This is a genomic window from Pseudomonas cichorii, from assembly GCF_003700275.1.
Taxonomy (GTDB): domain Bacteria; phylum Pseudomonadota; class Gammaproteobacteria; order Pseudomonadales; family Pseudomonadaceae; genus Aquipseudomonas; species Aquipseudomonas cichorii_B.
This window is the reverse complement of sequence record NZ_RBRE01000013.1, coordinates 1-23,551: the sequence shown is the minus strand read 5'-3', so window position 1 is coordinate 23,551 and position 23,551 is coordinate 1. Positions and strand designations below refer to the sequence as shown.

26 protein-coding genes and 2 pseudogenes are annotated in these 23,551 nt (G+C 56.4%); 13 read left to right on the top strand and 15 right to left on the bottom strand.

Annotated elements, in window-relative coordinates:
- Positions 1 to 112 precede the first annotated feature (112 nt).
- From ALQ04_RS02790 to ALQ04_RS02765, 6 genes are all read left to right on the top strand, one after another.
- Complete coding sequence (locus ALQ04_RS02790) at positions 113 to 604, top strand: gluconokinase (RefSeq protein ID WP_122314332.1); 492 nt, start codon at positions 113 to 115, stop codon at positions 602 to 604.
- A 140-nt stretch (positions 605 to 744) separates the two neighbouring features.
- Positions 745 to 2,097 carry a GntP family permease gene (locus ALQ04_RS02785; RefSeq protein WP_122314331.1) on the top strand — a complete coding sequence of 451 codons (1,353 nt, stop codon included), beginning with the start codon at positions 745 to 747 and terminating at the stop codon, positions 2,095 to 2,097.
- Positions 2,098 to 2,688: 591 nt separating this feature from the next.
- Complete coding sequence (csrA, locus tag ALQ04_RS02780; protein WP_002554157.1) at positions 2,689 to 2,877, top strand: carbon storage regulator CsrA; 189 nt, start codon at positions 2,689 to 2,691, stop codon at positions 2,875 to 2,877.
- A gap of 244 nt (positions 2,878 to 3,121) precedes the next feature.
- Positions 3,122 to 3,793 carry a hypothetical protein gene (locus tag ALQ04_RS02775; protein WP_147466556.1) on the top strand — a complete coding sequence of 224 codons (672 nt, stop codon included), beginning with the start codon at positions 3,122 to 3,124 and terminating at the stop codon, positions 3,791 to 3,793.
- Positions 3,793 to 4,209, top strand: a complete 417-nt coding sequence (locus ALQ04_RS02770; protein WP_122314329.1) for a phage holin family protein — start codon at positions 3,793 to 3,795, stop codon at positions 4,207 to 4,209. The genes ALQ04_RS02775 and ALQ04_RS02770 overlap by 1 nt, the downstream gene beginning before the upstream one ends.
- A complete protein-coding gene (locus tag ALQ04_RS02765) occupies positions 4,206 to 5,027 on the top strand; it encodes a DUF3618 domain-containing protein (RefSeq protein WP_122314328.1) in 822 nt (273 codons plus the stop codon). Before ALQ04_RS02770 ends, ALQ04_RS02765 begins: the two co-directional genes overlap by 4 nt.
- Before the next feature lie 72 nt (positions 5,028 to 5,099).
- On the opposite strand, the gene ALQ04_RS02760 is transcribed toward ALQ04_RS02765, so the two are convergent.
- The 4 genes from ALQ04_RS02760 to ALQ04_RS02745 all read right to left on the bottom strand — a co-directional run bounded on the left by ALQ04_RS02760 (position 5,100) and on the right by ALQ04_RS02745 (position 8,655).
- Positions 5,100 to 5,336: a DUF465 domain-containing protein gene (locus tag ALQ04_RS02760; protein WP_122314327.1), complete on the bottom strand. Its 237-nt coding sequence runs from the start codon at positions 5,334 to 5,336 to the stop codon at positions 5,100 to 5,102.
- A 115-nt stretch (positions 5,337 to 5,451) separates the two neighbouring features.
- Positions 5,452 to 6,849, bottom strand: coding sequence for a pyridine nucleotide-disulfide oxidoreductase (locus ALQ04_RS02755; RefSeq protein ID WP_122314326.1), 1,398 nt, complete (start codon positions 6,847 to 6,849; stop codon positions 5,452 to 5,454).
- A 654-nt stretch (positions 6,850 to 7,503) separates the two neighbouring features.
- Positions 7,504 to 7,785: a DUF1652 domain-containing protein gene (locus ALQ04_RS02750; RefSeq protein ID WP_122314325.1), complete on the bottom strand. Its 282-nt coding sequence runs from the start codon at positions 7,783 to 7,785 to the stop codon at positions 7,504 to 7,506.
- Positions 7,786 to 8,172: 387 nt separating this feature from the next.
- Positions 8,173 to 8,655: a GNAT family N-acetyltransferase gene (locus tag ALQ04_RS02745; protein WP_122314324.1), complete on the bottom strand. Its 483-nt coding sequence runs from the start codon at positions 8,653 to 8,655 to the stop codon at positions 8,173 to 8,175.
- A gap of 236 nt (positions 8,656 to 8,891) precedes the next feature.
- On the opposite strand from ALQ04_RS02745, the gene ALQ04_RS02740 reads away from it, so the two are divergent.
- Positions 8,892 to 9,836 (top strand): alpha/beta hydrolase, encoded by a 945-nt coding sequence (locus ALQ04_RS02740; RefSeq protein ID WP_183142095.1) that lies wholly within the window; start codon positions 8,892 to 8,894, stop codon positions 9,834 to 9,836.
- Between the two features lie 40 nt (positions 9,837 to 9,876).
- Here the strand turns inward: ALQ04_RS02740 and ALQ04_RS02735 are convergent, their stop codons facing one another.
- From ALQ04_RS02735 to ALQ04_RS02725, 3 genes are all read right to left on the bottom strand, one after another.
- A complete protein-coding gene (locus ALQ04_RS02735; protein WP_122314323.1) occupies positions 9,877 to 10,455 on the bottom strand; it encodes a hypothetical protein in 579 nt (192 codons plus the stop codon).
- 11 nt (positions 10,456 to 10,466) lie between these two features.
- Positions 10,467 to 11,075: a hypothetical protein gene (locus ALQ04_RS02730; RefSeq protein ID WP_122314322.1), complete on the bottom strand. Its 609-nt coding sequence runs from the start codon at positions 11,073 to 11,075 to the stop codon at positions 10,467 to 10,469.
- Between the two features lie 283 nt (positions 11,076 to 11,358).
- Positions 11,359 to 11,883 carry a DUF3237 domain-containing protein gene (locus ALQ04_RS02725; protein WP_122314321.1) on the bottom strand — a complete coding sequence of 175 codons (525 nt, stop codon included), beginning with the start codon at positions 11,881 to 11,883 and terminating at the stop codon, positions 11,359 to 11,361.
- Between the two features lie 296 nt (positions 11,884 to 12,179).
- Between ALQ04_RS02725 and ALQ04_RS02720 the strand changes: the two genes are divergently transcribed.
- Complete coding sequence (locus tag ALQ04_RS02720) at positions 12,180 to 12,611, top strand: nuclear transport factor 2 family protein (RefSeq protein WP_122314320.1); 432 nt, start codon at positions 12,180 to 12,182, stop codon at positions 12,609 to 12,611.
- Between the two features lie 40 nt (positions 12,612 to 12,651).
- Here the strand turns inward: ALQ04_RS02720 and ALQ04_RS02715 are convergent, their stop codons facing one another.
- The gene (locus ALQ04_RS02715; protein WP_122314437.1) at positions 12,652 to 13,503 is read right to left on the bottom strand and encodes a CAP domain-containing protein; all 852 of its coding nucleotides are present in this window, start codon (positions 13,501 to 13,503) and stop codon (positions 12,652 to 12,654) included.
- A gap of 180 nt (positions 13,504 to 13,683) precedes the next feature.
- Here ALQ04_RS02715 and ALQ04_RS02710 point away from each other — a divergent pair, with 180 nt between their 5' ends.
- Positions 13,684 to 14,247 (top strand): TetR/AcrR family transcriptional regulator, encoded by a 564-nt coding sequence (locus ALQ04_RS02710; RefSeq protein ID WP_122314319.1) that lies wholly within the window; start codon positions 13,684 to 13,686, stop codon positions 14,245 to 14,247.
- Here ALQ04_RS02710 and ALQ04_RS02705 read toward each other — a convergent pair.
- Together ALQ04_RS02705 and ALQ04_RS26680 are read right to left on the bottom strand one after the other, a co-directional pair.
- Positions 14,244 to 14,969 carry a GNAT family N-acetyltransferase gene (locus ALQ04_RS02705; protein ID WP_122314318.1) on the bottom strand — a complete coding sequence of 242 codons (726 nt, stop codon included), beginning with the start codon at positions 14,967 to 14,969 and terminating at the stop codon, positions 14,244 to 14,246. The two genes, ALQ04_RS02710 and ALQ04_RS02705, sit on opposite strands and share 4 nt — an antisense overlap.
- Before the next feature lie 20 nt (positions 14,970 to 14,989).
- Positions 14,990 to 15,277: a hypothetical protein gene (locus tag ALQ04_RS26680; RefSeq protein ID WP_147466555.1), complete on the bottom strand. Its 288-nt coding sequence runs from the start codon at positions 15,275 to 15,277 to the stop codon at positions 14,990 to 14,992.
- Positions 15,278 to 15,429: 152 nt separating this feature from the next.
- On the opposite strand from ALQ04_RS26680, the gene katB reads away from it, so the two are divergent.
- Positions 15,430 to 16,932: a catalase KatB gene (gene katB / locus ALQ04_RS02700; RefSeq protein ID WP_183142094.1), complete on the top strand. Its 1,503-nt coding sequence runs from the start codon at positions 15,430 to 15,432 to the stop codon at positions 16,930 to 16,932.
- Positions 16,933 to 16,983: 51 nt separating this feature from the next.
- Positions 16,984 to 17,547, top strand: a complete 564-nt coding sequence (locus ALQ04_RS02695; protein ID WP_122314316.1) for an ankyrin repeat domain-containing protein — start codon at positions 16,984 to 16,986, stop codon at positions 17,545 to 17,547.
- Positions 17,548 to 17,701: 154 nt separating this feature from the next.
- On the opposite strand, the gene ALQ04_RS27570 is transcribed toward ALQ04_RS02695, so the two are convergent.
- From ALQ04_RS27570 to ALQ04_RS02675, 5 genes and pseudogenes are all read right to left on the bottom strand, one after another.
- Positions 17,702 to 18,316 carry a methyl-accepting chemotaxis protein gene (locus tag ALQ04_RS27570; protein WP_409077233.1) on the bottom strand — a complete coding sequence of 205 codons (615 nt, stop codon included), beginning with the start codon at positions 18,314 to 18,316 and terminating at the stop codon, positions 17,702 to 17,704.
- 510 nt (positions 18,317 to 18,826) lie between these two features.
- Positions 18,827 to 19,345 (bottom strand): annotated as a pseudogene (locus ALQ04_RS27565) (MCP four helix bundle domain-containing protein); the annotation flags it as partial.
- A gap of 172 nt (positions 19,346 to 19,517) precedes the next feature.
- Positions 19,518 to 21,611 (bottom strand): PAS domain-containing protein, encoded by a 2,094-nt coding sequence (locus tag ALQ04_RS02685; protein ID WP_183142093.1) that lies wholly within the window; start codon positions 21,609 to 21,611, stop codon positions 19,518 to 19,520.
- 272 nt (positions 21,612 to 21,883) lie between these two features.
- The gene (locus ALQ04_RS02680; protein ID WP_122314314.1) at positions 21,884 to 22,123 is read right to left on the bottom strand and encodes a DUF6434 domain-containing protein; all 240 of its coding nucleotides are present in this window, start codon (positions 22,121 to 22,123) and stop codon (positions 21,884 to 21,886) included.
- A 20-nt stretch (positions 22,124 to 22,143) separates the two neighbouring features.
- Positions 22,144 to 22,461 carry a LysR substrate-binding domain-containing protein gene (locus ALQ04_RS02675; protein WP_183142092.1) on the bottom strand — a complete coding sequence of 106 codons (318 nt, stop codon included), beginning with the start codon at positions 22,459 to 22,461 and terminating at the stop codon, positions 22,144 to 22,146.
- Positions 22,462 to 22,581: 120 nt separating this feature from the next.
- Here ALQ04_RS02675 and ALQ04_RS02670 point away from each other — a divergent pair, with 120 nt between their 5' ends.
- The gene (locus ALQ04_RS02670; protein WP_122314312.1) at positions 22,582 to 23,127 is read left to right on the top strand and encodes a PAAR domain-containing protein; all 546 of its coding nucleotides are present in this window, start codon (positions 22,582 to 22,584) and stop codon (positions 23,125 to 23,127) included.
- A 10-nt stretch (positions 23,128 to 23,137) separates the two neighbouring features.
- A pseudogene (locus ALQ04_RS02665) lies at positions 23,138 to 23,551 on the top strand (hypothetical protein); the annotation flags it as partial.

Genomic DNA, 23,551 nt, shown 5'->3' with positions numbered 1-23,551 from the left:
AACTGGAACGGCACAGGCTGGACCTTATGTCCGCTGGACAAAGACAGCGCTGTCTCCAGATGAGGTATCTAATGTGACAACTGCGAAAACTGCTATTTCCGCCCTCGTGGTCATGGGTGTTTCCGGCTGCGGCAAGAGCGTGGTAGGTGCAGAGATTGCCCTCAACAGCGGCGGCCGCCTGATCGAAGGCGATGCCTTCCATCCACCCGCCAATATCGAAAAGATGAGCGCGGGCACTCCCCTCAACGACGAAGACCGCGCCGGCTGGCTGACCCGCCTGGGCGAGGAAGTGGCTGCTGCCCTGCGCAACGGCGAACGCCCGATCCTGACCTGCTCGTCCCTCAAGCTCATCTACCGTGAACGCCTGCGCGAAGCCGTGCCGGGCCTGGGATTTGTGTTTCTGGAGTTGAGCAAGGAAGTCGCCACCGACCGCTGTGCCCACCGCCCGGGTCACTTCATGCCGGCCAGCCTGGTGGACAGCCAGTTCGCAACCCTCGAACCGCCACATGGCGAACCACGGACTCTGGTCGTCGATGCAACCCAGTCTGTCGATACCATCGGCAAGCAAGCGGCAGCATGGTGGAAAGCTTCGCTAGGCAACTAAAGGCGTGAGCGCAAAAGACAGCGCTGTCTTGGAAACAGGACGGCGCTGGATTGTTAGAACGTGATGGTTTTCACCCTGCCGGGGAACGATCACGTTTTTGAATGGCTCCCATAAAACAAAGATAACCGGAGAGATACCCCATGTTCGGTATGACCCATGAGACGTACCTGCTGATCAATGCGTTGGTAACCATCGTCGGCCTTGTGCTGTTGATTACCAAGTACAAAGTCCACCCTTTCGTTGCGTTGACCATCGCAGCGGGCTTCCTGGGCCTGACTTCCGGGATGCCGGTGGAAAAGGTCATGAAATCGTTCCAGGACGGCTTCGGCGGCGTACTGGGCTTCGTCGGTATCATCCTCGGCCTGGGCACCATGCTCGGCAAGCTGATGGCCGACTCGGGCGGCGCGGATCAGATCGCGCAAACCCTGATTCGCACCTTCGGCAAGCAGAAAGTGCATTGGGCGATGATGCTGTCCGCATTTCTGGTCGGCATTCCGCTGTTCTTCGAGATCGGCTTCGTACTGCTGATTCCACTGGTGTTCATCGTGGCGCGGCGTACCGGCGTATCGATCGTCAAGATCGGTATCCCGCTGCTGGCCGGTCTGTCCGCCGTTCACGGCCTGGTCCCGCCGCATCCGGGTCCGCTGCTGGCCATCGGCATTTTCGGCGCAGACATCGGCAAGACCATTTTCTACGGCCTGATCATTGCCCTGCCAACCGCTGTCATCGCAGGTCCGATCTACGGTAAATGGATTGCCAAACACATTCCGGGCACCCCTTCCCAGGAACTGATGGATCAGATCGCCAAGGAATCGAGCACTGAAAACCTGCCGGGCTTCGGCATCACGCTGGTGACGATCCTGTTGCCGGTGTTCCTGATGCTGCTCAAGACCTTTGCCGACGTGGCATTCCCGCCAGAAAACATGTTCCGCATCTGGATGGACCTGATCGGTCACCCGATCAGCGCCCTGCTCGCGGCACTGCTGCTGGCGTTCTACACCTTCGGTGCGGCACGCGGCTTTGACCGTTCCAAGATCATGAAACTGCTGGACCAGAGCCTGGCGCCAGTCGCGGCCATCGTTCTGATCGTCGGTGCCGGTGGTGGCTTCAAGCAAATGCTGGTAGCCAGCGGTGTGGGCGATGTCATCGGCCACATGGCGGTGCAGGCACAGATCAACCCGATCATGCTGGCCTGGCTGGTAGCTGCGGTGATTCGTATCGCAACCGGTTCGGCAACAGTGGCAACCATTACCGGCGCCGGTATCGTCGCACCTGTGGTAGGCCTGATTCCAGGCGTCAACCGCGAGTTGCTGGTATTGGCTACCGGTGCAGGCTCGCTGATCCTGTCGCACGTGAACGACGCCGGTTTCTGGCTGGTCAAGCAGTACTTCAACATGACCGTGGCTGAAACCTTCAAGACCTGGACCGTCATGGAAACCATCCTCTCGGTGGTTGGCCTGATCTTTGTCCTGCTGCTGTCGATGGTGGTCTGACACCCCGTCCGCAGTAATCAAGTCTCGCGGGCAGCTACTGCCCGCGAAGACGACTCCCCGCTCCCGGCATGTCCTCGCTTACATGCGCCCGTTTATACCCGTCCGACACTTGAGAAACCTGCCCAAAGCCTTGGCCGGTGCCGCCTGCCGGGTGTTACGCAGGCCTGCATGACGTGGCAAACCCCGGTCAGATCCGATTTCCTACGCTCAACTACGCACTTTCATTTTGAAATATCCGAAAGCTCAGGCAATGTTTCAAACTAATGCCTACGCTTACATATGTCGGGGAGGTGGCCCTCTCAACACCCTCTTGAAAGTCGGCGGCAATGGCGAGGTATGCTGCGGCTCACGTTACTTTTTACTTTCCACCAGTAATTACGGGCATTTTCGTGCCAAAACGGGCAGAATTGGCGCACTCGTCGTATCGTTGATGCAAATCTCGATGACAAGAAAATGAACCGAGGGAATTAATTTCAACGCTGCAACGTCTTACGATGGATGCATTTGGATGTACTCGGCAACAATCACCACGCAAAGGCAAACGCCAGCCTCTTGAGAGAGGCGTTTCAAGAGGCCATCAAGGAAAAGATTATGTTGATACTCACTCGCAAAGTAGGCGAAAGCATAAACATCGGTGACGAAATCACCGTGACGATTCTTGGCGTTCAAGGGCTTCAAGTCCGGCTAGGTATCAACGCTCCGAAAAATGTCTCAGTGCATCGTGAAGAGATCTACAAACGCATCCAGGCTGAACTGGCTCCAAACCAGGACCCACAATAACACCGGCAACACCCCCCTCTATTTCAGTTGATCTGCCGCCCGGTCGGCAGATCAGCCATACGGCGCCTTGAAGGCGCCGTTTTTTATTCCCGCCTGCCCCGCTGTTGACCACTTGTCATTCACCCGGAACATCGCCCGAACCCCGCCAGTCCACCCCAAGCAAGCACTCAGATCAATGCCAGCCCGTTGTGCGTAGTGAGCCGAGCATTCTCTTTACCTGACTACACGAATACGGTGAATGATGATGGCAACCACTAACGACCCCTCGATCAGCGGCAGCGCCCCGACTGGCAGACCCATTGGCCAGGAGCCTCTGCAAGGATTGCAGGACGATCCGTTGAACCCGATGGAGGACAGCAGCGAACGAGCAAGCGCGCCCTTCGAGCAGTACCGAGACAATGCTGCAGATCAGATCGAGAACCTGGCGCAGAACGCTCAGTCGGCCGCAAGACAGCTGTCGGATAACGACACTCTGGGGCTTTCCGGCTATGTGGCGGACATGGCGCAGAACATGACCGGGCTGGCGGAGAAGCTGCGGGGCAAGAGTACCGATGAATTACTGCAGGACGCCGGAAAGCTGGCACGTGATAACCCGTTGCTGTTCATCTGCGGCAGTGTCGCGCTGGGCCTGGGGCTGTCGCGTGTGCTCAAGGCCTCGATGCCCGCAGCAAGCGACGCCAGCAGCTCACAACCCTTCGAGGAACCTCCCGCGGCTTACGACCCCATCAGCCCGTCGGCCCTCGCCGCCGAAGAGATGGCGGCCACTCACCCGCTGAGCGACGATGTGTTGCATAGCGCCAGGCCCGGCATGGGTATTCCCGATAGCCCTCCTGCCTCCGAATTCAACGATGACCCTATCGATGAACTGGCTCGGGACGGCTCTTTCAGGACAGGCCTGTCAAAAGGAGACGTGTAATGAAAACGCCCCCCGACATTCCAGAAGCAACACCTGAAAGCGAAACCTCGGTACTGGGCCTGATCAGGAAACTGGCGCATGAAGTGCCCGCCCTGATCAACAAGGAAATAGCCCTGGCCAAGGCTGAACTCAGGGAGTCAGTACAGACATCCAGACAGGCAATGATGACCATCGGCATTGGCGCGGTGATGATTCTGGGCGGCTTCATCATGCTGTTGATGGCAGCAGTCTATGTGCTGACCCACTTCATGGCCTCATGGCTGGCGGCATTGCTTGTTGCAGTGGTGGTGATGATCGTGGGAACGCTGATGATCATGGCCGGCAACAAGAAGCTTGAGCTCGGCAACCTTGCACCTGAACGCACCGCCAGCACCTTGCAGAAAGACAAGGAAGCCATCCAGAGGAAAGTCTCATGAGCATCGACAGCAGCTTTGATACCCCGGAAAACTTTGAAGCACAATCGCATAAAAGCCCGGAAACCCTGGAGCAGGAAATCGACGAGCAACGCTCCAGCATCGGCAACATCGTCGATGCGCTCGAGAAAAAGATATCTCCCGGACAATGGGTCGATCAGGCCCTGGCCTACGCCCGGGAAAACGGCGGCGAGTTTCTTGGCAATCTGGGCACCACCGTCAAGGCCAACCCGATGCCTGCCGTGCTGACATCGGTGGGCGTACTCTGGTTGATGATGGGCAGCCGCACACCCTCGCCCTCCTCCGGCCCTTCGATGATCGATGGCGCCGGCAAGAAGGTCAGCGATATGGCCAGCAGTGTCGGTGACAGCCTGAGCAGCGCCAAGGCCAGGGTGCAGGAAACCGCCGCGCGCATGAAAGACAAGACCGGCCAGTTGACCGACAGCATCGGCGAGAAATTTTCGTCGCCTTCCGGCCACGACGTCGGTCAGCGCTTTCAGGAGAAACGTCTCAGCGTGCAATCCAGTGCCAACACCTTGTTGCGCGAGCAGCCATTGGCCGTGGCGGCCATGGGTGTGGCGCTCGGGGCGCTGATCGGTGCTGCCTTGCCGGCAAGCGAGCGTGAAAAGCAGTTGATCGGCCAGGCTCGTGACAAGCTGGCCAACCCCCAGCCACGTCCGCAAGGTCATGAGCCGGCTGCGTCAACCGGCAGCGTCTCTGCGCCCAATGGCCCGTTGTCGCGTTCACAGAATGAGCATCTTGCGAGCTCTTTTGAACCGCTGCCGGGCACCTCGGCAGGAACCACGCCCGGCCTGGGATAAGCATCAGGCAAACGGCCCCGCTGATGCGGGGCCGTTTGTCGTTGCCATCAATTGAAATTCAACGGTGCATTCTTACTTGAGAAGACATTGCACGATCCTGTCCTTTACCAGCAGACGCCTTTCCTTGAGCTTCTTGAGTTCATCGTCAGCGATGCCGCCTGCCAGTCCCTTTTCGGCATCCAGTACTTGAGTGTCGGTATCGTCGTAATCCGTGAGCAGTTGCTGCAACCTTGCATCACTCCTGCTGCGCTGGACGACCTCTTCCCTGGTCAGTTTCAAATCCGCGAATAGATCATGTTTGACTGGCATGAATACTCATCTCCTGTATGACTGCTTGAACCGGGAGCCAGGCCATTGAAACCTGTCTCACTGCTGGAGGCAGGCTTGAGCACTGAAAGTTCAGAGCAAACGATGTCCGGGGCGATTACACGGAAGAACGCTCTTCCAGTTGCAATACCTGAACGGGACAGATGGTTTCAAGCGACAACGTCTCTTCTTGCAACCTTGCCAGCACGGCATCGAGCACTGCCCGACTGGCATCATGATGAAATTGCCAGACGCCATAGATCCGCCCATCGAAGGAAGGCTCGCTGCCCAGTTGCGGATCGGCCTTCAGGCCGGCGCCGATGCCGAACAGGTGCAAACCGTGCAGGCGGCGGCCGAACTGATCCAGCGGACAGCCCGAGGCGTTGGAATCCAGCCCGCCCTTGGTTTCGCCAAGGCGCACAGGGCGACCATCCGGATAACTCAGCAGCGGCAAGCGGGGCTGGTAACCGGTGCATTGCACCACAACACCGGACTCGGCCAGTGCCTGCCCGGCCTGCTCATAGTGTCCTGGCGTTCCGCCGCTGGTCTGCAGCAACTGCACGCGCACTCCGGTCTTGCCGATCCGACCGCCCTTGAGCGCCTCACAACCGATATCCAGTGCCCGGTAGCGCAAGCCGCCGGAGCGGTTGATGCGGCCCGATACAGGGCAGACATCAGACAGCGGATCAAACCTGTACCCGGCCTCAATGGCCAGCTCGGCGCTTTCATAGAACAGGCGGATTCGCGTGCGGTGGATCAGTGTCACCTCCTGCAGGCCGGCGAACTCCAGGGCATCTGCAAGATTCTCAAGAACCGAAAATGCACTGTGAGAGCCGCCGACCACGGTTATCCGCCTGCCACTGGCCAGCACCGGAGCGAAGACTTCACGCAGTTGCACGGCATTCATGCGCAGCAGCAGGTCGGAACTCTGAATATTCATCGAGGCAGGCAACGCCAGGCCTTCACCGGCCAGGCCACGAATCAGATGCTGTGGATCCTGGCGACCGCCAAGGTTGAGCACCAGCGTCCGGCAATGAATCAGGCGCATGCAGCCTTCGGTTTCCACCCTGACGCAGAACTCGTCGTCATCACAGATCACTTCGGTAATGGTCGTGCAGCGCCAGATCTTCACGTCATAGTGACGCACGATGTAGTTCAGCAGCAGCGTGGAGGCTTCCGCCATCAACTGGCCGACGTCCGACAACTGCGGAGCACTCTGGGCCTGGCCTCTGATACGCCAATAAGCCGGTGAGGACTCCAGAGGCTCGAACACCTCACTCAATGCCGGGTCGCGCAGGCAATCAATGAATACATCTCCGACCGAGTTGGCGGTGATGCGGTACTGTCCCAACACTCCCGTGCCGGGATTGTCGCTGGCGTCGACAACAATCAGGCCCTTGTGTGCAAGCTCAGCCAACGTGCCACTTTTCAGCGCGTTGAATAAAAACCCCATCCCTGCAAGTCCGGCGCCGCCTACAACACATCCACACGTTGTTTCCAAGTAATTTTCAAACATGATGAGGCTCCATCGTCATATAAATACGTTGGTGCAATCCAGAACTTCTGGAAGTTATGCGCAGGACACAAGCTCAGGAGCAGGACGCTTGAGCAGACAAGTCTTATTGTTTTTCTTTAATGAGTCGCCGATCGAAATCCACCGCACGTTCATGCCCGTGCTCGACTTCCAGACTCCACGTGAACATCCGGACTTGAACTCATTTATACAAAGTTGAACACAATGCTACCGCCCACCCATTAAATGGACGTGAGGCGAAGATTCAAGAAACCCGAGAACTGTCCAGTTAACGCCGGACAAAAGAGAACAGAGTTGAATGGATAGTTGCAAAGAATGCTCAAGGTGTCAAACAAACAACCCTGACCACTCCACACATTCATAAGCCCCCTAAACACATGATCCTTATGAAAATAATATATTGACGCCTTTCAAGATAGCGCATTCGGACCGACTTTCCGGCCCGTCGTGCTGTTTTATTTTTACATCGCCCGGCCAAACCTTCGCAAAAGACCAGCGCCAGCAAATTGGCGAAAACGCTTTGCATGCCAGCATTGAATAATCTGCAGATTCACAACCGGCAAAAACAGAAACGCCCCGGACAGAAATGGCCGAGGCGTCACGGGTATTGCGGTGTCCGGGTGAACCCGGGGTGCGTCAGGCGATACGATATTGAGGCTGAAGCTGGCCGTGATGAGCACGCTCTTCACGTAACTCGGCCACCAGATCGGAAATGTCCCGACTGGTCTTGAGCCTGTCCAGGGAGATGCCCGTCACCGAAAGCTCTACCCGACCCGTTGATGGATCGGTTATCTGCACCGTCATGGTTGTTCTTGCCGGCGTCAGGCCAGGCACAATCGTACAGGTGCAACTCAACGGTAAAAAAGCAACTTCGATGATGTTTCGCAACTCCAGTGTCGATAGTCCACACGCGATCATTTGCCATCTCCTTGTATTATCAAGCGCTGCAGGGATCAGCAGTTTGCCAATGCTTTTTTAGTTTCCCGCCCAAGCAAGACATTCCATTGCCCGCTAACTAATTAACATCAATTCCTGCATATAAATCTTTTATACGCCCTTCCTTCACAGCAGGCAAACCTCTCGCCTGCAGATCAATATAGCACTTAATTGAAATAATTCAGGATAAATGGCAGAAAAAACGTTTCATCAGCGATGATCAGCCCTATTTACGAGCCCTGCCTCTAAAAGCATCCTTTTAAATCACCGAAAAGACAGACAGGCGGTATGACAGGCGACGAAAAACAGCAGCATTCACCGACTCTTGCCTGACCGCGCAAGAGCCCGAATGCACTATAAAGCGACTGTTTAATCCGTGGATGCAGACAATCTTAGATGTATCAAGGCAACCCGGGCACCGTGTTTGTCTCGCCGCTCCTCAATGGCGAAAGGTCGAAACCCCATTCGCGGATAAAACAGCAGGCCCGGCACGTTGTGATTGAAGCAGGAAGCCGTCAGCTCGGTGGCTTCATGCTTGTCGAACGCGAGATTCATCATGCAACTGATCATGTAGCGCCCCACGCCTTTGGAACGGGCCTTGGGTGCAATGATTACGTTGCCCAGCGAACAGCGGCCGCGAAAGTCCGCACGAGAAAAATTGGCAAACCCGACCACTTCGCCATTCATTTCGATCACGGTCGAATCGAAGCGACTCTCCATGGCCTCCTTGAGCTGAGACGGACTCAATGGGTAAACCGCTCGGGGAAACATGTAAAACAGCTCGTCGGCACTCTGAGGAAGCTCGCACACGATGGGGATGTCTTTCTCTTCCATGGGACGGTGATGGAACATGGAGCGGTAACCTCTTGAAAAATGTGGAGGACAGGCGATACAGACTATATGCAAGCCGACAGATTCCGCATCTGCCGCACGACAGATTCAAGATATAAATGCCTGACGGTTGCCAGCAGCACGATTTCCAGGCTCCTGGCGACGCAATATCCTGTAACCGATTTTTCCCACAGCGTCTTGCAACAGCGAAGCCGAACCGGCATTTATTTCATTTTGTTTACCGGAACAACGCCCTCATGCCGATATTCTCCCTCGCTCGCCTCAGGGCCCGCCGTTTTACCTGGGCGTGCATGGCGGCCCTCATTATCGGTTTGCCCGTGGGCTGCGCGGTGCTGGAACACAAGGAACGCGAGCTGGTATTTCGCATCGAGCCCGGCAATGCCAGTTGGTACAGCGGCTTGCCTGCGGATGTGCAGGAACTGGAACTCAACACTCCGGCCTTTGGCACATCGCAGAATATCCATGCCTGGTGGTGGCCCGCAACGCGCAAGGACGCCCCGGCGGTTTTGTACCTGCATGGCTCACGCTGGAACCTGACCGGTCAATTGTTCCGCATCGAACAATTGCGGGCATTGGGCTTCTCGATTCTGGCCATCGACTACCGGGGTTTTGGTCAGAGCATGGGCAATCTGCCGTCCGAGGCTACGGTCTATGAAGACGCCCGGATTGCCTGGGATCGCCTTAAACAGCTGCAGCCAGACCCGCAACGCCGACTGATCTACGGCCACTCCCTGGGCGGCGCCGTGGCGGTGGATCTGGCAGCCGAACTGGGACGCGATGCCAGCAGAGACGATGCACCGGTCCAGGCGCGCGGGCTGATCATCGAATCCACCTTTACCAACCTCGCCGATGTCGCCACGGCAATCGCCGATACCTCACTGCCGGTGCGCTGGTTGCTGTCGCAGAAATTCGATTCACTGGACAAGATCGCCGAGATTCACATGCCAGTGCTGATCGTGCACGGCACCGACGACCGCTATGTGCCGGCGCGCTTCAGTGAGGAGTTGTTCGAGGCGGCACAGGAGCCGAAGAATCTGTTGCTGGTACCCGGCGGAACTCATAACAACAGCATGCGCCTGGGCAGACAGGCCTATAGCCAGGCGATCCAGACCTTGTTGAAAGCCCCGCCTGCAGAGGGCCAGGCCAGGAAAGAAGAGAACAGGCAGAAACAGGCGGGATAAGATACCGTGCCGAAACCGCTTCGGCACGGTATCCATCAGCTTAGATCAGTCCCTTGCCAGCGGCCTCTTCAAGAGCACTGCGAACCAGTTGCTTGACTACCTGATCCGACGATTCGTTGAACGGCACGGCAAAGATCAGAACCAGATGCATCCAGGTGGTCAGTTTCTCGTGCTTGCGTACCTGTCCCAGCTTCTTGCCATCCTTGTCACGAAAACTCAGCTCAAGCGACAGTGTGTTATCAAAAGTACCTGGGATCAGGAACAGGGTAAAACCTGTCAGAAAGGCACTCGCCATATTGCCTTCTTCATGATTTCGCAGCGTCGCCGTGACATAGATATCCGAGGCTTGCTGCTCGGTCAGAACCTTGCTGAAGCGCTGACTTTCCTGAAACTCCTGAATCAACAGTTTTTCCAGCGCGACGATGTTGGCACTGGCGTTTACCGGGTTGGCGTTGACTGAATGCTCGGCCAATACCTTGAGATTGACGGTAGGTTTGTCCTGCTTGGCCTGGGCCAGCGGCCACTGCCCGACAGGCGTCAACTCATGATGGGAGTAGGTCATGCACCCTTGCAGACTCAGGGAGAAAACAATGGCGAGCAGCGTGAGAAACTTGTTCACTGAAAATATCCTTATTGCTGTGGTAGTTGCTGAGTGGCGTCTTTGAGAAGGGCCTCGACCAGTTCGGTCAATTGGCTGGCGCCCATAGCGAAGTTGATGTAGTTGCTATCCCATAGCCCGGTGTTCTGATCGCGCTTGAAGGCCTGGCGCGACACAGCCAATTGCTTGCCAGCGCTGTCTTTAATGCTCAGTTCACCGGCAAGATCATAGGTATCGACATAAATAGGGCCATTGACCCAGATCCAGATCGTCAACGTCAGCAAGGCACCCGGGATGTAGCCAGGATGCGGCGTACGTTTGCCTTTGAGAGAGGTAAAGTTGAACGTCAGCTCAACATCCTTTTCACCCAGCTTGCCCGGGAAAACGATCATCTTCTGAAAGTATTCGCCGCGCTCGATGTAAGTGTTGATCTGGCTGGTCAATTGAACACCGATATTACGGCGCAGATCTGCCTGGATGCGCTCATCCGAAACCTGGACATCCTTGACCAGCGCTCCGACAGGCAAAGTATGTTCAATAGTTCTGGTGGGTGGAGCAATCGGACCAGCAGGTGTGAAAGACACACACCCGGTCAACATCAGCCCCATGAAGCCGATGAAGGCGTACTGCAACTTATTCATTGAACGAACATCCTTGAGATGTAGCCGAAAGCGCCATCTGACCTGTCGAAATGAGGGCATGCCACAGGCTATCGCCAGTCCGTGGCACGCAAAAGATGGCCGAAAGCCATCTATGGCGGCGATTGTAACCACTCTGTATCAGGCTTGCTAATGAATTGATGCGACGCGAGGAAAGCACAACGTGGAACACCCGTGGACGGCGCACCGTCCACCGAAAATAGTCACTTACACATTACAGGAAAACGCCCCCAGGCGATGAAGGGCGATGGTTGTGCAAAAGCTCTCAAGGCTTGATTCGGTAAACACTCAACAAGGTTTCATTGGCGTATATATATTCCACCTTGCCGATAAAGGCACTGCGTTCCAGCCAGTCATTGGGACCTATCGCTACCTGGAAGCGTGGCGTGCAAGAGCATTCATAATGGCCTGCCGTTACAGGCCAGACGCCGTCCTGAATTTGCTGCTGGCCGATCTCATCAAGAATGAGTACGCCTTTATTGGTGACGTTAATCAGTTCGCCAAGATCGGTACGCAAGGTAAAACGTGCATCAAGGTGGGCAACTTCCCCCGAGTTCTCGATAAAGAAATCGGAACCGCCCGGCAGCACGACGCCCTGAAACTGCTGACCGTAGAACTCACCACCGACAATGGAGGTGTTACTGCGCAGACCGTCACTGCATATTCCCAGAAACGTCGGGGCATCCGTGCGCAAGGTGATGGTCAGCACCTTTTCCAGCAACGGCACCTTTGTGGTACTTACTGCACGCTCGGTTCTCTTGCGAGAGTCGGTAAAGTCAATGACATTCATTTCGGGCCCTCTCGCTTTATCCATATGCAGACACACGCTGCACATCGTGTTTAATTCAGACTACAAAGCGTATCAGCGGGCTCAGTTTCTGCGCATAGCGGTTTATCTGTCAAACAAATGTACATACAAGTTCATTTATTACACTCAGACTCATCGAATAGCCCACAAACCTTTACATAAACCCTTGCCATAAAAATAAAACAGGCTAGGTTGTACGATGACGGATGAATGCTAAAGCAGTGACTCCGATCACCAGACGCTGTCCGTCCTATCTAACTACAAAAAAGGACCTGTTCATGAAAAAGCTCAAATTGCTTGTGGGTTTTCTGTGCCTCTTCACAGGGTTTGTATCCGCCGCACCCTCTTCCGACGAAAACGATGTAGCTGCTGCCGTGGACAAGCTGACCCAGGCCATGTGGCACAAGGATATCGGCCAACTGAAAGCCCTGACCGCAGACAACCTCACCTACGGCCACTCCAGCGGCAATATCCAGGACAAACAGGCATTCATTGCCGATATCGAAAGTGGCAAAAGCGCTTTCAATGAACTGAAAATGCTCAACCAGAAGATCACTCTCTCCGGCGATGTCGCCATGGTCCGCAATCACTTCTCGGCCCAGGCCGTGAACAGCGGCAAGGTGGTGCCGACCGAAATCGAGAACTTCCAGATCTGGCAGAAACAGAACGGTCAGTGGCTACTGATCGGCCGACAAGCGTTCCGTTTCTGATTCAGGCAATACGGACGGCTGGCGAGGCAGCAGACAGGCTTCACTGCGAACCGAACATGGCCGTCCAGTAAATTCCCGCATCGCTCTTGGGATCAGTCGCATAGGCGGCACCCAATTCGCGAAAGCCCGGATTCATCAGATTGGCGCAGTGGCCGGGGCTGGCCAGCCAGCCGTCGACCACCTTGCGTCCCGTATCCTGACCGGCAGCGATGTTCTCGCCGACCTGCTGAGCGATATAACCGGCCAGTTCGGCCCGATCGCCCGGTGTGCTGCCGTCGCGGCCCTTATGCTCAAAGAAGCTGTTATTGGCCATGGATCGGCTATGACCCTCAGCCGCTGTCCCCAGCGTGGCATTCCAGGCCAACGGCGTCGTGGCCGCAAAAGCCTGGGCGCCGCATTGACGGGATTGGCTGCGAGCCGTGTTGATCATTTCCAGCAGCTTCTGGCCTTCGGCCTGCCAGTCGCCCAACCGCGCAGCCAGCAATGAGCGCGCCAGAACGATGCGCCACTCGCGCCCTTCCCGGCTGACACCGATATCGACGAATTGCGGGTCCAGCACCACCTGACAGAAACTTTCCTGCACCGCCTTCATGGCAGACTGCGCATCACGCGGCCCGGACAGGCTGATGGCCTGCACCGTAACCATCGGATAAGACGCGCGCGCCAGTGACTGCTGCAGATCGCCCGAGCCGGTGGCCGGCAATACCAGGCGCGAATCACTCACCAACGGCGGCAACTCCATGGAAACCTGCCCCGCACAACGCTGGACCTGGCTGCGATAGAGATTGATCGAGTCGGCAAGCCGGGCCTCTTCAGTGGCCATTGCCGCAACGGAAAACACCATTCCCAGTGACAACACAGCAAGACGCAAAACAGATGGCATGGCGCGCATGAAAGCTACCTTGAGATCGAATTCGCCCATGATGCGCGATTTGCCGGTGAAATTGCACGCTGCCCGGACAATGTGCAGGGTGCGCTTTTAGTCAGCCGGGCTGAAATGCCCCGGCATTTTGATGACGAACAACATCAATGTATAGTGACAGCCTGAGTGTTGGCATAAAGGCATGCGCATATGAGAGTCACCAAGGCACAGGCACAGGCGAACCGGGCGCACATTGTGCAGACCGCCTCCAGACTGTTTCGCGAACACGGTTATGACGGCATCGGTGTCGCGGACCTGATGGCGGCTGCCGGTTTCACCCATGGCGGGTTCTACAAACACTTCGCTTCCAAGGCCGACCTGATGGCCGAAACCGCAGCGAGCAGCTTTGCCCAAAGCCGACTCAATAATGAAAACCTCAGCGTCGACGAGTTTTTCAGTCTTTACCTGTCCCGCGATCACCGCGACCTGCGCGATGCTGGCTGCACCATGGCGGCGCTTTGCGGCGATGCTGCACGGCAATCGCCAGAGGTCAGGGCAACCTTTGCCGACGGCATCGAAAGCCTGCTCGAAAAAGCCGAGGCCGAAGGCTCAGAGACAGGTGATGCGCGGACCAGAATGATCAACAGACTGGCTCAGGCAGTCGGCGCGATCATGCTCTCGCGGGCCTGCCCGGATGACTCTGCGCTGGCGGATGAAATCCTCAAGGCCTGCCAGGCGGATATCCTCGCGCCCGCCAGCCACGTGCAGCTTTAAGCCACCAGCACCGGGCCACGCCCGCCGCTCTGCAGACCGCCCTCACCCAGGCGCTCCAGCACCAGCGTCCTGGCGTGGCGGGTCATCTGGTCCAGATGGCGGTCACGCTGTTTCTCGGCATCCACCATGGCTCTTTTTCCATGCTGTTTGAGCAGATACGCATGGATCTGCTGCACTTCCAGCGAACGGTAGATCGGCGCGACATCCAGCACTGCCAGCAGACCATCGGTGCCGTGATCACGGGTGTTCATGATGACCTGAGGGCCGCGTGCGCCAATGACCTGCAAGCCCATCGACTCGAAACACGGCACCTTGCCCGCCACGCAACACAATTCGGCGTGGGGATAGCGCTCGCGCACCTTGTCCAGCATTGCCCGGGCAATACCACGGCGACGATGGTTTTCCCGAACTGCCATGTAGGCCACGGTACAGGCTTGCGGATCATCCTTGACCGGCAGGTAAAGGGCAAAGCCGGTCACGATCGAGGGGTCCTGTTGATCCAGCGCCACTATCAGTTCGACCGGAATGCCTTTGGAGCCGTCCATTGCATCCAGATACAGATGCACCTCGTAGCCGATGCCGTACTGATAAAGGTTGTAGAGCGGATTGCTCGGGGCGATGGCGACCATGCTGATATCGGTGACGTAATCGACGACCATCTGCAGGATCTGGCTTTTCAGGGCTTCAGGAGGCGTGGCTTCAAACAGGGTGACAGTGGACATCAAGCGTGTGGCTCCGGGGCTTACCCATGACAGTATGTGACCGCGTCATCATAACGCGCCTTGGCGGCTCCCGGACGAAGCGTTGAACGAATAAAAAATGCCGACCTCGAAGCAGAACATGCAAAAACTTGAATCGTCGCTGTTTCAAGGAAGATAACTCGTTTATCAGCGATAAATGTCTGCTCACTTCCATACAAAGCCCCGGCAGAAACTTTCCCTGGCACCCCAATAGCCATTAATTTAATATCATTGAAAATTGAAACTTGATGAAACAATATTAAACCCCACATGTAAATAATGATTCTCATCTGCGCAGCATCACTATCCCTCACATATTTATCTCAATCGCCCCGATAAATTTTTACGATTACAGATAAATACCCGTGCGCCTACGATAACGGCGCCGAATACAAAAATTTGAGGGATTCAAAAAATGCCGTTTTTAAACTGGTCTGGACAGATGCTGCGTTTAACTGCTGTCGGCTTGATGATTATTCCGACCGCTTACGCTGATACATTGACCCGCGACAATGGCGCCCCTGTGGGCGATAACCAGAACTCGCAAACTGCCGGCCCTCAAGGGTCGGTGCTGCTGCAGGATGTGCAGTTGCTGCAAAAACTCCAGCGTTTCGACCGCGAGCGCATTCCTGAGCGCGTGGTTCACGCCCGTGGTACAGGGGTTCGGGGCGAATTCACCGCTTCCGCCGATATCAGCGACCTGAGCAAGGCAAAGGTATTCAAGTCCGGTGAAGCAACGCCGGTCTTCGTACGCTTTTCCTCGGTTGTGCATGGCAATCACTCGCCTGAAACATTGCGCGATCCCCACGGTTTCGCAACCAAGTTCTACACAGCCGATGGTAACTGGGATCTGGTAGGTAACAACTTCCCTACTTTCTTCATCCGTGACGCCATCAAGTTTCCGGATATGGTTCATGCATTCAAGCCTGATCCACGCACCAACCTGGATAACGACTCGCGCCGCTTCGATTTCTTTTCCCACGTACCGGAAGCCACCCGTACTTTAACCTTGCTGTACTCCAATGAAGGGACACCGGCCGGTTACCGCTTCATGGACGGCAATGGCGTACACGCCTACAAACTGGTCAACGCCAAGGGTGAAGTGCATTACGTCAAGTTCCACTGGAAATCGCTGCAAGGCATCAAGAACCTTGACCCGGCACAAGTGGCTCAAGTCCAGTCCAAGGACTACAGCCACCTGACCAACGATCTGGTCAGCGCGATCAAGAAAGGCGACTTCCCGAAATGGGATCTCTACATTCAGGTCCTCAAGCCTGCCGACCTGGCAAAGTTCGAGTTCGATCCACTCGATGCCACCAAGATCTGGCCTGATGTTCCAGAGCGCAAGATCGGTCAGATGGTGCTGAACAAGAACGTCGATAACTTCTTCCAGGAGACCGAGCAGGTCGCCATGGCTCCGGCCAACCTGGTACCGGGTATCGAGCCTTCCGAAGACCGCCTGCTGCAAGGTCGCGTGTTCTCCTATGCCGATACGCAGATGTATCGCCTGGGCGCCAACGGCCTGAACCTGCCAGTCAACCAGCCTAAAGTCGCCGTCAACAACGGCAACCAGGATGGCGCGATGAACATGGGTCACACCACCAGCGGCGTCAACTATGAGCCAAGCCGTCTGAGCCCGCGCCCTGCCGATACCCAGGCACGCTACAGCCAGGCACCGCTGAGCGGCACCACCCAGCAGGCGAAGATCACCCGCGAGCAGAACTTCAAGCAAGCTGGCGATCTGTACCGTTCCTACAACGCCAAGGAGCAGAGCGATCTGGTCCAGAGCTTTGGCGAGTCGCTGGCTGACACCGACACCGAAAGCAAGAACATCATGCTCTCGTTCCTCTACAAGGCAGATCCAGCCTACGGCACTCGGGTAACCGAAGTCGCCAAGGGCGATCTGGCCAAGGTCAAGGCCCTGGCTGCAAACCTCAAAGACTGATGAGTCGATGGCCAGCCCCGCGAGGGGCTGGCTGTTTTCAGGAGAACGTCCATGCGCACCCTACTTTACGGACTGGTGCTGTTTGCCGCAGCCGTTCAGGCACAGACACCTTCGGATCAGCCACCTGCCGATCAAGCCCCTTCAGAACAGACCAGCAACCAGTTACGCAGCCTGTTTTTCGACGCCTCCCGAGAGGGAAACAGCGAGATGATGGCGACCTTCATCGACGCTCACTACAACCTGAACATTCAGGACGAGAAAGGCTACACCGGCCTGATCCTCGCGGCCTATCACGGCCACCAGCAAGTCGTTAACCAGTTGATCGATGCCGGTGCGGATCCCTGCGCCGAAGACAAACGTGGCAATACCGCCCTGATGGGCGCCATTTTCAAAGGCGAGCTGAGCATCGCCAAACGTCTGGTAGAAGCCAATTGCGCACCGGACCAACGTAATAACGCAGGTCAGACCGCCTCGATGTACGCCGCGCTGTTCCAGCGCAACGACATCCTCAAGGCCCTGGAGGCCAAGGGTGCCGACCTGAGCATTCGCGACAGCATGGGCAATGATGTGAACAGCCTGTCCAAAGGCGAGTTTCAGGCGCCTGCGGTTCAGTGAGAACAGATGAAAATGCATTGCCTGGAATGCCGCCTTCGCGGATGAATCCGCTCCCACTGGATGGGGAACAGATGAAGATGCGTCGGCTGGAATGCCGTCTTCACGGATGAATCCGCTCCCACGGTGGGAGCGAATTCATTCGCGACAGGTGGGGTTATGCCACCTTGAAAAACGCTACCTTGCCGGTCAGGCGATCGGCGAGTTCAGCAAGTTCTTCACTGGAAGCAGCGACGTCCCTTGAGCCAACTGCCGACTCAAGAGTCGAGCTGTGAATGCGGTTGATGTTCTGGGCAACGTCGCCCGCCACGGCATTCTGCTGAATCGAAGCGCTGGCGATCTGCGCGTTCATATCATTGATCGCGCCGACCTCTTCGCGAATCCTGCTGAGAGCCGCCTGCGCATCACGAGTTTGTTCCACGGTCGTGCGAGCCAGCTCGCAGCTTTGCTGCATGATCCGGGTCGCGCCCTGGGTGCCGCCTTGCAGCTTGCTGATCATCTCGCGAATTTCCTGGGTCGACTCCTGAGTGCGCGTCGCCAGCGAGCGCACTTCATCGGCCACCACCGCAAACCCCCGGCCATATTCACCGGCACGCGCTGCCTCGATGGCGGCGTTAAGCGCCAGCAGGTTGGTCTGCGCGGCGATGGAGTTGATCACCTCGATCACGGTTTCGATATTTTCGCTGTCCTTGGAAACCTGCCCCACCGTTTGCGTGGCCTCTTCCAGAATGCTCGCCAGTTCCTGAATGGTCGTGGCCGCCTCACCGACCATGCGATGGCCGTTCTCGACCTGACCGTCTGCAACCTTGGTGGCATCCGAAGCCTGCGAGGCATAACCCGCTACCTGGCTGACCGAACCCGCCATCTGGTTGATGGCTGTGGCGATATGCTGGGCCTCGTTGGTCTGCAGGCTGATCTGCCGGTTGTTGCTGGCCGAAGTGGAAAGCAGGCGCGCCGATGAATCGCTCACCTGCACGGCGGCTGAGCGCACTTCATGAATGGTCTGGGACAGATTGCCCAAAGTGTTTTTCAGGGTTCCCATGACACTGTCGGGATATGCCGAATCAATCGACTGATTCAACTCACCACGCGCCAGACGGCGAATCACTTCGGCAACTTCCGCAGGCTCGGCACCCAGCGTGGACCGGACAGAACGGATAATCGCCGCCGAGACAGCAATGCTGAGCAACAGGGCGACCGTAGTCGCAATCACCATCAGCAGCATGAAACCGCCAGCGGCCGACTGTACGTTATCGAGCAGGCCCTTGATCTGCGCTTCTTCATGATCGATCAACGCATTGATGCGCTTGAGCCATTCGCTGTAATCGGCAGAAGTCTGGGCCAGCAACATGGCCTGCGCGCCGGCCTGGTCATTGCTGCGACGCAATTCGAGGACCTTGTCGGTCGAAACCAGCGCCTTGCGCTCGATGTCCTTGATGTCCTGCAACAGACGTTTCTCTTCGCTGGAAACGTTCTTCTTCTCGGCGAACAGACGATCCATCGGCTCTGCGGAGGTGTCGTAGTCCTTGCGCAAACGCACGATCTCATTCAAATGCCGATTGAGTTCCTGATCATTGTTGACCAGCACCGCGTCGCGAATGGAAATGGCGCGGTTATGCACGCTGCCACGGAAGTTGATCGCATAACGTTGAATCAGCGCAGAGTTGTCGCTGACATAGCGCAAGGTATCGTCAATGAAACCTACCCGTTGAATGCCTACAGCCGTCACCAGCACCAACAAGGACAACACAGATGCAAAGCCCAATCCGATGCGCTTGGCCAATGAAACGGGTTTTTTCATGACATACCCCAGCGAGAGTGAAAGTGGCGAACTCAATAGCAAATAGCTACCAGCCAGCGAGCGCAATCTACTCTCACTCAGGTGATGGGCACAATTGAATCTGGAGCTAATACTCCATAAATATTCTTAATAAAGCGCAAGGTTCCGGCAGCCTGTTCAGCCGCCGGCTGGCTCAGTCTTCCAGATTGAGCATTTCATGGATGCGGCTGGCAAAAGCTTCCATGGTGAACGGCTTGGTCAGCACCCACATGCCCGGGTCAAGATGACCGTTGCCGATAATCGCATTCTCCGCATAACCGGTAATGAACATCACCTTCAGGTCAGGACGGATGATTCGCGCAGCGTCGGCCAGTTGCCGGCCATTCATGCCGCCGGGCAAGCCGACATCGGTCACCAGCAGGTCCACGCGCATGTCGGTGCTCAGCAGTTCCAGAGCGGTAGCGCCCTCGCCGGCCTCGACTGAAATATAGCCATGGTCTTCAATCACTTCGCTGACCAGCATACGAATGGTCGGCTCGTCATCGACGATCATGACCGTCTGCGTGCACTTGGCGCGGATCAACTCGGCCGGCTCGGTTTCCGGCACATCCTGCGGGGCACCCAGATAATGACGGGGCAGATACAGGCACATGGTCGTGCCCTGGTCCTTTTCCGAGTAGATGCGCACCTGACCGCCGGACTGCCGCACAAAACCATAGACCATCGAGAGCCCCAGGCCCGTGCCCTGCCCCAGCGGCTTGGTGGTGAAAAACGGGTCGAAGGCGCGGTTGATCACTTCCGGAGTCATCCCGGTACCGGTATCGCTGACACACAGCGAAAGGTATTGTCCGGGCGGCAGGTCGCGCGTCAGGGAAGCACGCTCGTCGATCCATTTGTTGGCCGTTTCAATGGTGATGCGCCCGCCTTCGGGCATGGCATCGCGGGCATTGATACACAGGTTCAGCAGCGCGTTTTCCAGTTGCGGCGCATCGATGAAGGTCGACCACAAGCCGACCGCCGTCACCACTTCCACCGTAATATGCGGCCCGACCGAACGACGGATCAGTTCTTCCATGCCAATCACCAGTCGATTGATATCGACAGGCTTGGGATCTAGCGTCTGGCGGCGCGAAAACGCCAGCAAGCGATGCGTCAGTGAAGCCGCACGCTTGGAAGCATCCCGGGCAGCCGCGACATAACGGTCAATCTCGTTATAACGGCCCTGACTCAAGCGCGCCTTGAGCAGTTCCAGCGAACCGGTAATGCCGGTCAGCAGGTTATTGAAATCGTGGGCGATACCACCGGTGAGCTGGCCGACGGCTTCCATCTTCTGCGACTGGCGCAAGGCTTCTTCGGTCTGACTCAAGCGGGCTTGCTCGTTCAGCCGCTCGCTGACGTCATAGGCAAACAGATAGGCGCCAATCTGCTGCCCGTCGACATTGCGCAGTGTGCTGTAGCGGATCTCATAGTGGCGGGTGTCATCCTTTGAATCGCCAAAACTGACAACCTCGACGAACTCCTCCCCCGCCAGCGCCCGCGCCCAGAAACTCTGAATGGTCGCCTGACTGTCGGGCCGGTGCTCAAGCAACTTGAGCATGCTGTCGCCGACCTTGGGCGTGACGCCGAACAGACGCTCGAACTCTCGCACGGCAGAAGCATTGATCGCCAGCCAGCGGTAATCGGGATCGATGACATGAATGAAGGCATTGGTGCCGTTGACCACATCGGCCAGAACCTTGCGCTCGGTGACAGCCTCGACGATGCGCGCTTCCAGCGTCTCGTTCAGTTGCCGCAAGGCCTTTTCGGCATTCTTGCGCTCGGTGATGTCCTGAAACAGCACAGCCACCTGATTGCGACTGACTGGCTCGATGCGAAAGGCCGTCAACGCCAGGTAACGCCCGGTCGCGACCAGCTCACGCTCGAAACGGATCGGCTCGCCGGTACGCAACACATTGCCATACAGCTCAAGCCAGCCATCGGCTTCCAGCGGCACCATCTCGCGCAGTTTCTGCCCGACGACATTGGGAATACCGGCATGAAAAGCGTAGGCCGGATTGGCCTCGATATGAATGTAATCACTCAAAGGGCCGTGCGGACCGTCAAAGAACTCGATGATGCAAAAGCCTTCGTCCATGGAGTTGAACAGAAAGCGGTAGCGTTCCTGCGACAACGCCAGCTCCATTTCGGCCTTCTGCCTGCTGACACAGATCTGCTCTTTGAGGCTGAGATTTTCCTGCTCAAGCGCCTTCAACTGGCTTTTCAGGCTTTCAATATCGGTCGGAGTCAAAGCGGTTGTACCTGAGAGGTATTGATTACGCTATTTCACATTACGCAGGCTTACATGTGCACGCTACGAGAAAAAACGGTGACTGGCAAAAAATAATGGCTCTTTGAAATCATTAGAGCATTCAAAGCCGGGCAAATTCCATTGCAGGACCAAAATGAATGAGCAATGTGCAGCCTTCAGGTTTGGCGCAATGCAGCAGCCATCCAAAAACAACTATTTCCCGGTCTGCACCTGTCTTGATCCACCCATTCGGGTAGCCATCCTTCACGGGCTTAAACCTGCTGACCGGCCTCCCGGACCTCTTTTGCCTGGCGCCGGTTCAGCCATTGATCGACCACATCCCCCATGGTCTTGGCCGAACCGTCGACAATCCAGGCCATGAACGGCCGGTCGAACTTGAAGTCGGGGCCACAGTGTTCAGTCATGAAGCGGCGGACATTCTGGGTGTTTTTGTAGGTCTGGATGACCGGGGTTGAATGGGTGATGGGATCGGTGTGCCAGTTGAAGGACATGCTGCTGACTCCTGGGCAAATCATTCTGGAAAACGGGCCTCGGCCCAACACTGAGCAATCCAGTCGCACAGGAGTTCGACTCGCTGGGGCACGTAGCGCCCTTTCAGACGAACCAGATGGACCGGCAACGCAGGCAGCGACCACTCCTCAAGCAACTCGACCAGCTCGCCCGAGGCCAGCGCTTCGTCAAACAACCATCTGGGACCGGCATGTATGCCTGCGCCATCAAGCACAGCCTTGTGAATGGCCCCCACATTATTGAGAAAAAACGTCCCGTTCAACTCTACCGTCTGTTCGTAGCCCTTGCGCTCCAGCTTCAAGCGGGTTCGGTCAGGCACAAGTGGAATACCGAGAATCATTGATAAGTTATTGTGGTGAAAGAACTGACCATTCGCGGCCATTTTTCAGAGCAAGTCTGATACTGTCGCCCTGTTAAATTCGTTGACAGGGAGTCAAGCATGGCAAAGCCAGCCGCACGTATCACCGACCCGACCAGTTGCCCCATGCCTGGACACGGCCCCAAGGCCATCGCCTCCGGTTCTCCTAATGTGTTTTTCGACGGACTGGCAGCCGCGACCAAAGGCGACACCTGCACCTGCGGCAGTGCGCTAGCGTCGGGCGTAGCAGCAACGGTCTTCATCAATGGCAAGAACGCCGCACTGGTCGGTACTGTAGGAACCCACGGCGATGTCGTGATCGGCGGCTCAGGTACGGTGATCATCGGTGATACCCACACTCCGGCACCGTTCATTCCGCCCACCCCTATGACCATCCAAGGGAACTGGATCGGCTTTAAGATTCCCGCAGAAGAGAGCTATGAAGGGTTTGCCTGCACAGCTCATTTTGACGACGGATCTTCCATGCCAGGTGTCTTTGACGTAAACAACTCGGTTAAGTTTTCCAACCCGACCGGAAGGACATGTCATACCTTGGCATTTGCTCAATACGAGAACACCTGCACAACCACAGGTATTGACGGATTGCTGAACGATATTTTGGGATAAGGATATTCGCGTGACGGAACCGAATCTTGTAACCGGAAGTTATGTTGTCAAAAGCGAACATACGCTCGACCGGTCTCCCCTTGAAATGGCGGTTGCAGGCATGGAGGGGGCGGCGAGTCGTTTTTCCATCGATGCCATCAAGGACGAACGCGTACGTGCAAGCTACGAGGGCAATATTCGACGAATGTCACAGCAGATATTCGCTGAGGTGAGAGCCGGCAATATCAGCGTCGAAGACGCGACAAAGTTCAGCAACGAAATGCGTAACAAAATCATGTACGAACACCGTAAGCTGACCTCTGCACAGGGCCTAGCCATCGTGCAAAAAAAGAAAAAAACCGGAAAAACATACAGCGAAATCCTAGATGGAAAAGCTCAAACTCAGTTCAACAAGAATTATGAGCAACTTTCTAAGACTCAACAG